This is a genomic window from Lentzea sp. NPDC051838 (assembly GCF_040681245.1).
In the GTDB taxonomy this organism is placed as follows: domain Bacteria; phylum Actinomycetota; class Actinomycetes; order Mycobacteriales; family Pseudonocardiaceae; genus Lentzea.
The window spans coordinates 1-13292 of sequence record NZ_JBFAYI010000069.1 but is presented as its reverse complement, the minus strand read 5'-3'; the positions used below and the strand labels follow the sequence as shown (position 1 = coordinate 13292).

At 67.8% G+C, this 13292-nt stretch carries 15 protein-coding genes; all 15 read right to left on the bottom strand.

Annotation, left to right across the window (positions count from 1 at the left end; translation table 11 throughout):
- Positions 1–321 precede the first annotated feature (321 nt).
- The 15 genes from AB0M24_RS47780 to AB0M24_RS47710 all read right to left on the bottom strand — a co-directional run bounded on the left by AB0M24_RS47780 (position 322) and on the right by AB0M24_RS47710 (position 13005).
- On the bottom strand, positions 322–882 hold the full coding sequence (locus AB0M24_RS47780) for a TlpA disulfide reductase family protein (protein WP_363781889.1): 561 nt from the start codon (positions 880–882) through the stop codon (positions 322–324).
- 4 nt (positions 883–886) lie between these two features.
- On the bottom strand, positions 887–1516 hold the full coding sequence (locus AB0M24_RS47775) for a histidine phosphatase family protein (protein ID WP_363781887.1): 630 nt from the start codon (positions 1514–1516) through the stop codon (positions 887–889).
- Positions 1513–2808 carry a glutamate-1-semialdehyde 2,1-aminomutase gene (gene hemL / locus AB0M24_RS47770; protein WP_363781885.1) on the bottom strand — a complete coding sequence of 432 codons (1296 nt, stop codon included), beginning with the start codon at positions 2806–2808 and terminating at the stop codon, positions 1513–1515. The genes AB0M24_RS47775 and hemL overlap by 4 nt, the downstream gene beginning before the upstream one ends.
- Before the next feature lie 11 nt (positions 2809–2819).
- Positions 2820–3167, bottom strand: coding sequence for a hypothetical protein (locus AB0M24_RS47765; RefSeq protein WP_363781883.1), 348 nt, complete (start codon positions 3165–3167; stop codon positions 2820–2822).
- A 5-nt stretch (positions 3168–3172) separates the two neighbouring features.
- Positions 3173–3592: a hypothetical protein gene (locus tag AB0M24_RS47760; RefSeq protein WP_363781881.1), complete on the bottom strand. Its 420-nt coding sequence runs from the start codon at positions 3590–3592 to the stop codon at positions 3173–3175.
- A complete protein-coding gene (locus AB0M24_RS47755; protein WP_363781879.1) occupies positions 3592–4185 on the bottom strand; it encodes a hypothetical protein in 594 nt (197 codons plus the stop codon). Before AB0M24_RS47755 ends, AB0M24_RS47760 begins: the two co-directional genes overlap by 1 nt.
- A complete protein-coding gene (locus AB0M24_RS47750) occupies positions 4182–4580 on the bottom strand; it encodes a hypothetical protein (protein WP_363781877.1) in 399 nt (132 codons plus the stop codon). The genes AB0M24_RS47755 and AB0M24_RS47750 overlap by 4 nt, the downstream gene beginning before the upstream one ends.
- A complete protein-coding gene (locus tag AB0M24_RS47745; protein WP_363781875.1) occupies positions 4577–5020 on the bottom strand; it encodes a hypothetical protein in 444 nt (147 codons plus the stop codon). The genes AB0M24_RS47750 and AB0M24_RS47745 overlap by 4 nt, the downstream gene beginning before the upstream one ends.
- 9 nt (positions 5021–5029) lie before the next feature.
- A complete protein-coding gene (locus AB0M24_RS47740; protein ID WP_363781873.1) occupies positions 5030–5536 on the bottom strand; it encodes a hypothetical protein in 507 nt (168 codons plus the stop codon).
- Complete coding sequence (hemB, locus tag AB0M24_RS47735) at positions 5521–6495, bottom strand: porphobilinogen synthase (protein ID WP_363781871.1); 975 nt, start codon at positions 6493–6495, stop codon at positions 5521–5523. Before hemB ends, AB0M24_RS47740 begins: the two co-directional genes overlap by 16 nt.
- A 76-nt stretch (positions 6496–6571) precedes the next feature.
- Positions 6572–8104, bottom strand: a complete 1533-nt coding sequence (locus tag AB0M24_RS47730) for a bifunctional uroporphyrinogen-III C-methyltransferase/uroporphyrinogen-III synthase (protein ID WP_363781869.1) — start codon at positions 8102–8104, stop codon at positions 6572–6574.
- An 18-nt stretch (positions 8105–8122) separates the two neighbouring features.
- On the bottom strand, positions 8123–9058 hold the full coding sequence (hemC, locus tag AB0M24_RS47725; RefSeq protein ID WP_363781868.1) for a hydroxymethylbilane synthase: 936 nt from the start codon (positions 9056–9058) through the stop codon (positions 8123–8125).
- Positions 9055–10371 (bottom strand): glutamyl-tRNA reductase, encoded by a 1317-nt coding sequence (locus tag AB0M24_RS47720; RefSeq protein ID WP_363781866.1) that lies wholly within the window; start codon positions 10369–10371, stop codon positions 9055–9057. The genes hemC and AB0M24_RS47720 overlap by 4 nt, the downstream gene beginning before the upstream one ends.
- A gap of 37 nt (positions 10372–10408) precedes the next feature.
- Positions 10409–11164, bottom strand: coding sequence for a redox-sensing transcriptional repressor Rex (locus tag AB0M24_RS47715; RefSeq protein WP_363781864.1), 756 nt, complete (start codon positions 11162–11164; stop codon positions 10409–10411).
- A 281-nt stretch (positions 11165–11445) separates the two neighbouring features.
- Positions 11446–13005 carry a molybdopterin-dependent oxidoreductase gene (locus AB0M24_RS47710; RefSeq protein WP_363781862.1) on the bottom strand — a complete coding sequence of 520 codons (1560 nt, stop codon included), beginning with the start codon at positions 13003–13005 and terminating at the stop codon, positions 11446–11448.
- Positions 13006–13292: the final 287 nt, after the last annotated feature.

The following is a 13292-nucleotide window of genomic DNA, read 5'->3' as shown; positions in this document are numbered from 1 at the left end:
GGTCAAGTCGACACGCTTTTCGTCGACTTGACCCAACCCCTCTGGTGTGGCTCGCTCGGACGCGACTCGTGACGGGACCCACCCCACCAACGCAAGCACCTACGCAACCGGCAGCCGCTGTAAGCAACAGGCGTGCCATCAACCCACCCGCAGCGCTGGTGGGTCTTTGATCAGATTGGCGGGGTCTGGGGCAGAGCTCCCAGAACGCAACCGCCGGGAAACCTACGGCACGCGCCCACCTACGAACACAAAACCGCCAGCCGCCAACGAAACGGGGAGACGGCAACGGCAACCGGAGCGCGCCGCCGAAGGCGGCCCAAATCATTCCTTGGCCAACTCATCCAACACAGACTGAACATCAGAAGCCAACACCGGCACCAAAAACACCGCAGCAACCTTGTGATCCTTGTCGACCACAAACGTAGACGGCACAGTATTAGCCGGAAGCCCCTTGAAAACGTTGATGAAGCTACGAGAGGAACCATCGTAGATGGAGGGGTAGGTCAGTGACCGATCCCGAATGAAGTCCTGAGGATGCGACTTCGCGGTTTCTTTGACGTCGACACCAATGACTTGCGTACCGGCATCAAAAATCTTCTGCATCTCAGGCGCCTCAGTCCGGCAGGGCCCACACCAGGCCCCCCAAATGTTGATGACAACAGGCTTACCAGAGTAATCAGAAAGCCGAACGGTCTTCCCGTCCTCCATAAGAGACTCCCCCTCGAGCCCCTTCAACAGCTTCCGATCAGCCCCAGAATACCGAATCTTGACCTGCCCCCCAGGAGCCACGAGATAAAAATCCCCAGCCCCAACCTGAGCAGCATCCTTCCCAACGGTACACCCAGAGACAGCCAACAACAGCAAAACCAGCAGCCGCTTCATGCCCTCATGCCCCAGTCACCCGAGGATTAGTAGCCCCTACAGGCTCAGAGTAAGCAATCCGAACAAGCTGCTCCCCCTCAAAAATCAAAGAAGTCAAAGAGGCCAGCGAGCACTCCCTCTTACGAGGGTCGTGCCACATCCGCTTCCCCTCCAAGAACCGCCGCACAGTCCAAATGGGCAACTGATGCGAAACGCAAACAGCCTCATGCCCCTCAGCCGCGGCCCGAGCCTTCTGCACAGCCCCCAACATCCGATGAGCGATCTCGATGTACGGCTCACCCCAGGAGGGCTTGAACGGGTTGATCAGCTTGGGCCAGTGCTGAGGCGACCTCAACGCCCCGTCCCCGACAGCAACCTTCAACCCCTCGAACTGGTTGTCGGCCTCGATCAACCGCTCATCGGTGGCCAACTCCAGCCGATGCGAGTCGGCGATAGGAGCGGCAGTCTGCTGTGCACGCTCCAAAGGCGACGCGACGACGTGCACGATGTCGTTCTCCGCCAACGACTCCGCAACGGTCAGTGCCTGCTTCACGCCGCGCTCCGACAGCCGGAACCCGGGAATCCGCCCGTACAGGATCCCGGTCGGGTTGTGCACCTCACCGTGCCGGAGCAGATGGACGACGGTGCGGGTCACTGGCGAGCCTCCTTGGCAGCGCGGGCCGCGAAGGGCAACGCGTCAGCGATCACAGCGAACTCCTCTTCACCCATGGCGGCGTTCACGAACCAGGCCTCGAACGCCGACGGCGGCGCGTAGACGCCTCGTTCCAGCAGGGCGTGGAAGAACGGCGGGAAGCGCCAGGTCTCACAAGCCTGCGCGCCCGCGTAGTCCTTCACCTCTGAAGAACCGAAGAACACGCTCACAAGGTTCCCGGCGAACTGGACGCGGTGCTCGACACCGGCCTCGGTCAGCGCGGACGTGAACAGCGCACCCAGGCGGGAGGCGTTGCGGTCCAGTGCCGCGTAGACCTCGGTGTCCGCCGCGCGCAGGGTCGCGAGGCCGGCGGCCACCGCGACGGGGTTACCGGACAGCGTGCCTGCCTGGTAGACGGGACCGGACGGCGCGAGGCGGGCCATCACGTCCGCGCGGCCGCCGAAAGCCGCGGCGGGCAGGCCACCGGACATGACCTTGCCGAACGTGTAGAGGTCGCCGCGCACCCGCTCCAGACCGAACCAACCGGCCCGCGAGACGCGAAAGCCTGTCATGACCTCATCCATGATCAGCAACGCGCCGGAGGCATCGCAGATCTCGCGCAACGAAGCGTTGAAGTCAGGGCCGGGAGCGACCGCGCCCATGTTGCCGGCCGCCGCCTCGGTGATCACGCAGGCGATCTCGCCCTCGTTCTCGGCGAACGCCGAACGCACGGCCTCGATGTCGTTGTACGGCAGCACGATGGTGTCCGCGGCCTGCGCGCCCGTGACGCCGGGCGAGGTCGGCAGGCCCAGCGTGGCAACCCCGGAGCCGGCCTGGGCCAGGAGCGCGTCCACGTGGCCGTGGTAGCAGCCGGCGAACTTGATGACCTTGCGCCGCTCGGTGAAGCCGCGCGCCAGCCGGATCGCGCTCATCGTGGCCTCGGTGCCCGAGTTGACCAGCCGCACCTGACGGACGGGCTCGACGCGGTCGATCAGCTCGGCCGCGAGCTCGATCTCACCCTCGGTGGGCGTGCCGAACGACAGGCCCGAGGAAGCGGCCTTCTGCACGGCGGAGACGACGTCCGGGTGCGCGTGCCCGAGGATCATCGGCCCCCACGAGGCCACCAGGTCGACGTAGCGGTTGCCGTCCGCGTCCCACAGGTGCGGGCCCTCGCCGCGCACCATGAAGCGCGGGGTGCCGCCGACTGAGTGGAACGCCCGCACCGGCGAGTTGACCCCACCGGGGGTCAGCGTCGACGCGCGCTCGAACAGGGCCTGGGATCGACTCGCAGTCACGTACCCCAGTCTCACACGTCGGCTTCTGCGGCTTTCTGCGGCCGGGTGCGCACGGCCAGCACGACCTGCCGCACCGCGTCGAGCGCCAGGATCACGGCCAGCGTGAGCGACGCGACGGAGGTGCCGATCCAGTTGCCGTGGTAGCGCGTGGAGGTCAGGTCGTGGCCGTCGATCGGGTACGAGAGCTTGACGATGCCTCGGTTCCAGCACCACACCGCCAGCCACACGAGCAGGACGATCGCGACGACCTCACCCGCGGCGATGAGCCACCGCTTGGGCTGGTGCAGGCTCGGACCCGCGGGTGGCACCGCCTCGGGCTCCTCCACGGCGATCTCCGGCTCAGTCACGGCCTCTGTCACGTTGCTCACCCTCTCACGACCGGGCGCAGGGCTGCGAGCAAGGCTTCCGGATCGCGCGCCCACCCCAGCACCACGGTGCCGTCGAGCAGACGCAACGGCACCGCCGCCGTCCCCTTCGGCACCGACCAGCCGCCGCCGAGCACCCGCGCACCGGTCGGCGCACCGACGTCCCGGCAGGCCTCGATCATCGCTACCGGCAGCTTCTCCCTGCCGAACTGGGCCTCGTCGGTCGTCAGCTCGACGCTGCCGGTCTTGATCCGCCCGTACACCCACAACACCGCGCCGAGCGTCAGCCCGAGGCCCACGATCGTCCACAGAGCCGCGGACGCGGGCCCGGTGATCAGCTCGACCAGATAGCCGGCGACCGCGAACGCGGGACCCCACAGGATCGGCCACCAGCTGCTGCCGGACTCGCGGTACAGCACTAGCGCACGAACCTGTTCGACGCGGGCAGGAACTGCAGCACCACGGCCGCGACGGTCAGCCCGAGCGTGACGATGGCGATCGCGGTGGCCGGCTGCCACACGTCCGCTGCCAGGGCGATGAACGCGATCCCGAGCGTCGACAGGAACCCGATCGCCCCGAGGACGGCGAGCAGCACGCGCGCCCAGTTCTGCCCGTTGCGCAGCACGATCGCGAACGCGATGTACGGCGCGGCGGCCACGAGCATCAGGAAACCGGACAGCACCGCCAGAACCCCCACGCCGAACTGACCGGTCGTGCGGTCCACCGTGGGGTCGGAGGCGAGGAAGTACTCGGCGTTCGTGAGGAACATGACCGGCAACACCGCCACGGAGAGCACCGCACCCGCGATCCAGATCCACATCGCCGCCGTGATCGTCGCCGGACGCTGCGGCGGGAGCTCCTGCGGCGGCACGGGTCCGAGCGGTGGCATGGGAATCCCCATGTTGTTCACCGACTGCACCTGGTACGAGCTCACCGGCGGGCTCTGCCACTGCGGGTTCTCGGGGTTCGACCACGGGCTGGGGCTCTGCGGCGGATTCTGCGGATCGGTCACGGCTCACGCACCTCCGCGATCCACTGTGCCGTACGCGCCTGCCACGTGAAGACGATCGCGACGCAGATGAGCAGCAGCGTGACCAAGGTCGCCGGGCTGACACCCACAGCCAGCAACACCAGCATGTGCAGGATCGAGATCAACGACAACGCGATCCGGGCCCAGTTCCTGCGCTTCAGGAACACCCTGGTCAGCCAGACGTAGAGACCGGCGAAGATCACCGCGATGACGGTGAGCACGACGAGGAAGATCGTCACCTCACCCGGCGACTTCTTGCTCAAGCGCTCGATCTCACCGCGCTGGAACCACAGGCCGGCGTTGGTGAACAGCACGAACACCGCGGTCGCGAGCCACACTCCGACGGCGATCCTGACCGACCTGGGCGCGTCGTTCACGACGTCTGCTCGCGCTCGGTCAGGTAGTCGGACGACTGGCGGAAGAAGAACAGCACCAGGCCCGTGATGGCGACCAGCACCGTCACGATGCCGAGCTTGTTCGTGATCATCTGGAAGAACAGGTCGATCAGCAACGCGATCATCAAGCCGGTCCGGCTCTTCTTCAGCCCGCCCTTGATCTTGCCGGCGAACCACACCCCGAGCCCGCCCAGGACGACGGTCACCACCAGCGAGACGATCACCAGGCCGTTGACCGTCGAGGCGATCACGTCCGCGGTGATGTTCGGATCCTTGTTGCCCTGGATGCCGGCGTCGATCAGCTGCTGCTTGTTGAGCAGCACGTACAACGCGGCCAGCACGCTCAACGCGACACCGGTCACGACGAGCCAGTAGCCCGCGATGATCGTGCCGGGAGTGCCCGATTCCTTCGGAGACGTCACGGTCGGAACTTAGGACCGCAGGAAGGCGCTGTCCACCGTGACTCGCGTCCTGAAATGCGCCGACACGCGGTACATCAGCACGATCGCGGTGGTGTCCACGACCGTCGTGACGAACGTGACGGCGAGGTCCACCGGCCGCATCTCGACGCCGAGGGACGCCGCGACGCCGCTGCCGAACGCGACCAGCCGGAACAGTCCGAACGCGACGGATGCCGCGCCGAGCACCGTCAGCACCACACGCGCCCAGTTCCGGCCGCGGGCCATCGTGTTCGCCAGCCGCGTGTACGCGACGAGCATCGCGACCGCGATCAGCAGTCCGAAGAGGACGCCGCCGTTGACGCCCGCGTCGATCTGGTCCTGACCGAGCGCGGGGTTCTGGCGGCGCGCTTCCGCCACCAGCGTCTCGCGGTCGAAGAGCTGTGCGACGAACCTGACCATCCCGACTCCCGCGCTGGCGATCCAGAGCCAGCGCGAGAGGTTGATCAGCTTCGGAACCTCGACTACCTGTCCAGCCACCGCGCCGCTTCCACGGCCCAGTAGGTCAGCACGATGTCCGCACCCGCGCGACGAATCGACGTCAGCGACTCGAGAATCGAGCGCTCGCGGTCGATCCAGCCGTTCCGCGCGGCGGCCTCGATCATCGCGTACTCACCCGAGATCTGGTACGCCGCAACGGGAACGTCCGAGATCTCGGCGACGGACCGCAGCACGTCCAGGTACAGCAGCGCCGGCTTGACCATGACCATGTCCGCGCCCTCGGCGAGGTCCAGCTGCACCTCGCGGATCGCCTCGCGGGCGTTCGCGGGGTCCTGCTGGTAGGTCTTGCGGTCACCGGAGAGCTGCGACTCGACGGCGTCGCGGAACGGGCCGTAGAACGCCGAGGCGTACTTGGCCGAGTAGGCGAGGATGCCGGTGTCCTGCAGGCCCGCCTGGTCCAGAGCGTTGCGGATGAAGGCGATCTGGCCGTCCATCATGCCGCTGGGGCCGACGACGTGAGCACCGGCGCGGGCCTGGGCCACGGCCATCTCGCCGTAGACCTCGAGCGTCGCGTCGTTGTCGACCGTGCCGTCGGCGGCGAGCACGCCGCAGTGGCCGTGGTCGGTGAACTCGTCGAGGCAGCAGTCCGACATCAACACGGTGCTGTCGCCCAGTTCCGCGCGGAGGTCGCCCAGCGCGGCGTTGAGGATGCCGTCCGGGTCGGTCGAACCGGAACCGACGGCGTCGCGCTCGGCGGGAACGCCGAACAGCATGATGCCGCCGACACCGGCCTGCACCGCCTCGACCGCGGCCTTCCGCAACGAGTCACGGGTGTGCTGCAGGACGCCGGGCATGCTCGCGATCTCCGCGGGCTCGGCCAGGCCTTCCTTGACGAACATGGGCAGAACGAGCTGACGGGGGCGCACCTCGGTCTCACTGACCAGGCGGCGCATGGCGGGCGTCGTGCGCAGACGCCTCGGCCGGTGAAGTGGGTACACGGCGGACTCCCTTGTCACGAGAGAGTCGAAGGGGCCACCCAAAGAAATCTTGAGTGGCCCCGACGGCTTCACTGATTTAGCTGCGGCGCAGACGCTTGGTCTTGCGCGGAGGAGGCAGCGCTCCCTCGGCGCGCAACCGGGCGGCGTGGGCGGCCAGCGCGTCGACCAGCGCGGGCACGTTCGCCTCCTCGGGCTGCACGTCGACCCGGAGGCCGAACTCCCGCGCCGTCTCGGCGGTCTGCGGGCCGATGCACGCGACGAGCGTGCGGGCGTGCGGCTTGCCCGCGATGCCGACCAGGTTCCGCACGGTCGACGACGAGGTGAAGCACACCGCGTCGAAGCCACCGGACTTGATCATCTCGCGGGTCTCGGCGGGCGGCGGGGCCGCACGCACGGTGCGGTACGCCGTCACGTCGTCGATCTCCCAGCCACGCTCGCGCAGGCCCGCGGCCAGCGTCTCGGTGGCGATGTCGGCCCGCGGCAGCAGCACGCGGTCGACCGGGTCCAGGATGTCGTCGTAGGGCGGGAAGTCGTTGAGGAGACCCTCGGACGACTGCTCACCGGACGGCACGAGCTCGGGGATGATGCCGAACGAGCGCACCTTCGCGGCCGTGGCCTCGCCGACGCAGGCGATCTTCACGCCGGAGAACGCACGGGCGTCCAGACCGAACTCGCGGAACTTCTCCCACACCGCGCGGACGGCGTTGGTCGAGGTGAAGACGACCCACTGGTAGCGGCCGTCGACCAGACCCTTTACCGAACGCTCCATCTGCGCGGGGCTGCGGGGCGGCTCGACGGAGATCGTCGGCACCTCGACGGCGATCGCGCCGTGCGAGTGCAGACGCTCCGACATCGCGCCGGCCTGCTCCTTGGTCCGCGGGACCAGCACGCGCCAGCCGTACAGCGCCCGCGACTCCCACCAGGAGAGCTTCGAACGCGCGGCGGCGGCGGCACCGACCGTGACGACCAGCGGGCCGTTGAGCTCACCTGCGTCGGCAGCCAGCGAGGCCAGCGTCGTGTCGATGGTGCGCTGCTGGAAGCCGGTGCCCTCCGCGGTCACGGCGACCGGCGTCTGGGACGCCACGCCGTTCTCGACCAGGTTGGACGCGGCCTCCGCGAGGTGCGAACCCGTCGCGTGCAGCACGAGCGTGCCGGGCGAGGCGGCGAGGCCTGCCCAGTCGCTCACCGCGCGCACGTCGACCTCGGTGTGCACGCCACCGAGCGCGACACCCGCGTACGCCGGAACCGCGGTGCCCGAGGGCACGCCGGGAACGACGTCGAACGGGATCGTCGACTTCGCGACGGCCTGCGCTTCCTTCACGACCGAGTCGAGCGTCAGCGGGTCGCCCGCGACGAGCCGGACGACTGTCGCGCCGTTGCGCGCCTCGTTCACCAGGTCCTTGGCCACGTCGGCGGACTCGCCGACAGCGGGGCGGACCTCGACTCCCTCGGCCACCGTCGCGAGGACGTCCGAAGGGACGTCCGGATCGGTGACCACGAGCTCCGCACGGGTGAGCAAGTCGTGGGCCCGGACCGTGAGCAGCCCGGTGTCGCCTGGGCCGGAGCCCACGAAGGCGATGCGTCCGGGGGTCTTGCGTGCGCGGGTCATCAGGGCACTCCCCATCGATTACGCCTCTGGACCGCTCAGAACAGCGGCCCCGAGGTCGAGCAACTCGGCGGCCAGCGCCCGGCCAAGCTCCTCAGCTTCGGTCAAGTCACCGGTGGCGGACGCGCGGAGGAGATCGTTCTCCGGCGTCGCTGCGACCCCGCGAAGAGAAAGTCGGTACACGACCTTGCCCTCGTCGTCGAGGTCTTCCACCACATCGGCCAGCGCGCCGACCGGCGCGCTGCAGCCCGCCTCGAGCGCGGCCAGCATGGCGCGCTCGGCGGTCACAGCGGCCCGGCTGGCCGAATCGTCCAAAGTGGACTGGATCAGGTGCTCGGCATCGACGTCGTCGATCCGGCACTCGACTGCCAACGCACCCTGCGCGGGCGCGGGAAGCATCTGGATGGGCTCCAGGTTCTCGGTGATCTCGCTCGTGCGACCGAGGCGCGCGATGCCGGCACGGGCCAGCACCACGGCGTCGAGCTCGCCGTTTTTGACCTTGCCGATGCGGGTGTCCACGTTGCCGCGCAACGGAACGATGTCCAGCCCGAGGCCGAGAGCCTCCAGCTGGGCCGCACGGCGCGGGGAGCCGGTGCCCACAGTGGACCCCGGCGGCAGCTCGCCGAGCGTGAGACCGTCGCGCGCCACGAGAGCGTCGCGCGGGTCTTCGCGCTGAGGCACCGCCGCGAGCACCAGACGCTTGTCCGGCGCGGTCGGGAGGTCCTTGTAGGAGTGGACGGCGACGTCGATCTCTTCGTTCGCGAGCGCGTCGCGCAGAGCCGACGTGAACACGCCGATGCCGATCTGCGCGATGGGCGCGTCGGACAGGTCACCCGGCGTCTTGATGACGACGATCTCGACCTGTGCTCCGGCAGCTTTGAGCGCCTCGGCCACGGTGCCCGTCTGGGCGAGCGCCAGTGCGCTGCCTCGGGTACCGATCCGTAGGGTGCGGGTCACCGCGTTTCACCATCCACAGAAGACTTCTTGGTCTGGCTGACCGTCCCAGGCGTCTGGGGGTCGAGCCCGAACAGTTCGCGGAGAGCCTCCGCGTAGCCCGTACCACCCGGTGAGGAAGCGAGCTCCTTCACCCTGACGGTCGGCGTGTGCAGGAGCTTGTCTACAACGCGGCGCACCGTCTTGGCCAATTCACCGCGTGTCGCGGGGTCCAGTTCGGGAAGTCGCGAATCAAGACGGAGCAGCTCGGCGTCGACCACCTCGGCGGCCCGCTTGCGCAGTGCCGTGACGGTCGGGGTGACCTCGGCGGAGCGCTGGCTCGCGAGGTACGCCTTCACCTCGTCGGCGACCAGCTGAGCGGCCATCCGCGCGTCCTGGCCCGCGGGTGCGTCCGAGAGGCGGCGCTGCAGCGTTTCCAGGTCCACCACACGAACGTTCGGCAGCTCGGCCGCGGCCGGGTCGACGTCCTTGGGCAGGCCCAGGTCGCACACGACGAGAGGGCTCGTGCGGGTGCTGATCATGTCCGCGCGCACGACCGTGTCGACCGACCCGGTGCATGCGAAGACGATGTCCGCGAGATCGAGTTCGCCCGCCAGCGCGGACAGGTCGACGGCCGTCGCCGGCACGCCTTCCGACTGCAGCGACGTGGCCAAACGCACACCGTTGGCCTGCGTCCGGTTGGCGATGACGACCTCGCCGATGCCCGCCCTGCGCAGGTGCGCGGCGGCCAGGCCACCCATGGCACCGGCGCCGACGAGCAGCGCGCGCTTGCCCACGAGGGTGCCCAGCTCGGCCTCCGCGTCGCCGAGGGCCTCGGACACGACCGACGCACCCGCGTGGTCGATGCCCGTCTCGGCGTGCACGCGCTTGCCGACGCGCAACGCGTTCTGAGTGAGCTCGTGGACGGTCTTGCCGACGGTGCCCGCCTCGTCCGCCGCCGCGTACGCACCGCGCAGCTGGCCGAGGATCTGGGACTCGCCGACGACCATCGAGTCGAGGCCGGCCGCGACGGAGAACAGGTGCTCCACGGCGGCGGCGGCGTAATGCACGTAAAAGTGCTCGTAGAGCGACTGCGGGTCGACCTGGGCGTGCTGCGCGAGCACGTCGACGACCTCGGACATACCGCCGTGGAACGACTCGACGACGGCGTAGACCTCGACCCTGTTGCAGGTCGACAGGACCATCGCCTCGGAGACGCTGGGGGCGGCGAGCAGCTGACCGAGCACCTTGGGCAGGTTCGGCTCGGCCACGGTGACGCGTTCCAGGACCGGGACTGGGGCGGTGCGGTGCGACAGACCGACTACGAGCACACTCATGCACTCACCACGTCTGCCGGAGCCGTCTGGCTCACGCTCACGGGCGAATCACCATCCCGTCCACACCGAGTCCGTTGTTGCCGACCGAGACGTGCGCAGCTTCGTCCGCACGTCGAGCAACGTGGAACGACAGGATCTGCATCTCGACCGCCAAGTCAACCTTGCGCACCTCGACGTTGTCTGGAACCTGAAGGACAACTGGTGCAAAGTTCAGAATGCACTGGACGCCCGCAGATACCAAACGGTCGCAAACCGACTGAGCGGCGGGCGGTGGGGTCGCGATCACACCGATCGAGACCTCCCGCTCCAGGCAGACCGCGGTGATGTCGTCGATGTGGCTGACGGGAATGCCCCCAACAGGGATTCCTACGAGATCCTCGTCCACGTCGAACAACGCGGTGACCGGGAAACCACGGCCGGGGAAGCCCCCGTAGTTGGCCAGAGCGTGACCAAGGTTACCGATGCCGACGACCGCGACGGAGTGGTTGCGGGTGAGGCCGAGGATGCGCTCGATGTGGCTCACGAGGACCTCGACGTCGTACCCGACGCCCCTCGTGCCGTAGCTGCCGATGTAGCTCAGGTCCTTGCGGAGCTTCGCCGCGTTGACGCCCGCCGCCTGGCTCAGCTCTTCGCTGGAGACGGCCGTGACCCCCTGGTCGGCCATGCCGGACAGCACGCGGAGGTACACGGCGAGCCTGGCCACCGCCGCCTCGGGAATCGCGCGGGCGCGCTCCCTGTCGGCAGGCTCCGCAGGGGTGGTGGTCGTCTCACCTTCGCCCCGCTGTGATGCCACGCTCTCCGACCTCCGGGTGTGCTTCACCGCAGTGACCCCGCGGCGTTGGTGATACCCACACCGTACCGCTTGTGAACGCATGCACAAAGTCGGCTGGTCGACCCCTCGGGAGACGCGACAGCGCTGGTCACAGCCTGTGACCAGCGCTGGATCGGTTCTTGATCACTACGGGGTGAGCACCTCGCCGATCACGAACACGGTCGCGTTCTCGGTCGGGACGTCGCCGGCGCTTGGTTCACCATGAGGTTGTCACCGGATCCCGCGATGGCCACTTCGCCGTTCTACTGGACTGTGAAAGAAATCGAGTGCCACCCGGTGGCGCCGTCCGGAATCGGGTCCAAACGTGCCTGGTCCTGGGTGTAGCCGCTTTTGTCGGTCGCTCTGCACTCGACCGTGTGGCTGCCCGGTTTCAGGTCGAGTTCCAGGCGCCACATGCGCCACGTGCTGTCGCTGACGTCCGCGCCCAGTTCGGCTTCCTGCCACGGGCCGCCGTCTGCCCTGACTTCCACCTTGGCCACGCCCTTCGGCTGGGCCCAGGCCGTGCCTGCGACCGTGGTTCTGCCCTGGATTTTGCTCAGGCCCTTCGGGCGGTCGATTCGCGACATTGTTTTGATCGGCGCTCTGGCGGCCCAGCCTCGTGGGATCCAGTAGCCCTGTTCTTTGGCGAACGTGGTGACGTTGAGGTCGGTCACCCATTTCGTCGCCGAGACGTAGCCGTACAGGCCCGGGACCACGAGCCTGGCAGGGAAGCCGTGTTCCGCCGGCAGGGGCTCGCCGTTCATGCCGATGGCGATCAGGCCCCGTTCCAGCACGTAGTCGAGCGGGCTGCCCGCGGTGAAGCCGTCGTCGCTGGTGCTGAAGAGCTGGTCCGCGCCCTGCTTGACGCCGGCTTCCCTGAGGACGTCGCCGATTTTGATGCCGATGAAGTTCGCGTTGCTGATGTACGGGCCGCCCACCTCGTTGGAGACGCAGGTGAGGGTGACCGTTTCTTCGATCAGGTCTCGGTTTCGGATCTCGTCGAAGGTCAGGACCATCGGGCGGTCGACCATGCCGTGGACTCTGAGGGTCCACTCCTCGGCGCGGATTCTGGGGACGCTCAGGGCCGTGTCGATGCGGTAGAAGTCTTTGCCGCTGGTGATGAACGACGGGGTGCCGTCTTTGGCGAAGTCCGCGTTGATCGGGATTTCTGGGGCTTTGGTTTTGGGGGTCAGGTCGCCTACTGCGGTTCTGCTGCCCTCTACGTCTGTTCTGTTGCCCCAGAACTGGCCTACTGCTGCTGCGGCTACGGATAGGGCTGCGGTGATCAGGAAGCCTCGGCGGGAGTTGTCCTCGGTGGGCTGGGTGTTTGGGGACGTGCCCTGGTGGGATGCGCTCTGCTGGGCTGCGCTCTGGTGGGATGCGCTCTGGCTAGATTCGCTCTCTTGAGAGAGTTTGTGCAGGTAGCGGAAGGTGTAGGCGCCTGCTGCGAGGCTGGCCATTGGGGCCAGGACGCTCAGTTGGCCCACGTCTGGTCTGGTCAGGACGGCTGCTATGCCTACTAGGCCTAGAGCTACGGCTACCGCTGTGCCTGGCGTTGGGGTGGTTCTGCTGGCCAGGCCTGCTGCTGCGCCGATTCCAGCCAGGACGATCGCCATGCCGGTCAGGAGGACCAGTTTGTCGTTGGTGCCGAAGGTGGTTACTGCGAAGTCCTTCAGCCAGGACGGGGTCAGGTCGATCGCTGCGTTGCCCACGGCTAGGTAGGGGGAGGCGGATGGGCCTACGAAGGCTGCTACCAGGTGGCCGGCTGCTAGGGCGGCTAGGAGTGCTAGCAGACCGGTCAGTGCTGCCTTGGCGGGCTTCATGGTTCTTATTCGACACCTGTTCTGGGGTGGTTCGCAGTGGCTGTGGGGAGTTGTAAGGGCTCGGTAATCATGTGGCCGTCTTCGTGGCCGCCTTCGTGGCCGCCTTCGGCGGGCGCGTGGCTGCCGTTGCCGTCCCCCGGTTGGGCTGGCGGGTGCCTGTTCCGTGTCCGTAGGTGGTGCTGTTGCTTAGGCGTGTTCCGGTTGCGTTCTGGGAGCTCTGCCCCAGACCCCGCCAATCTGATCAAAGACCCACCAGCGCCGTCGGCGGGTTGATGGCACGCCTGTTG

Excerpts from the sequence above, each read along its gene's own strand:
- AB0M24_RS47780 (WP_363781889.1), bottom strand. The coding sequence starts at position 882 with ATGAAGCGGCTGCTGGTTTTGCTGTTGTTGGCTGTCTCTGGGTGTACC.
- AB0M24_RS47730 (WP_363781869.1), bottom strand. The coding sequence starts at position 8,104 with ATGACCCGCGCACGCAAGACCCCCGGACGCATCGCCTTCGTGGGCTCC.
- AB0M24_RS47720 (WP_363781866.1), bottom strand. The coding sequence starts at position 10,371 with ATGAGTGTGCTCGTAGTCGGTCTGTCGCACCGCACCGCCCCAGTCCCG.
- AB0M24_RS47710 (WP_363781862.1), bottom strand. The coding sequence starts at position 13,005 with ATGAAGCCCGCCAAGGCAGCACTGACCGGTCTGCTAGCACTCCTAGCC.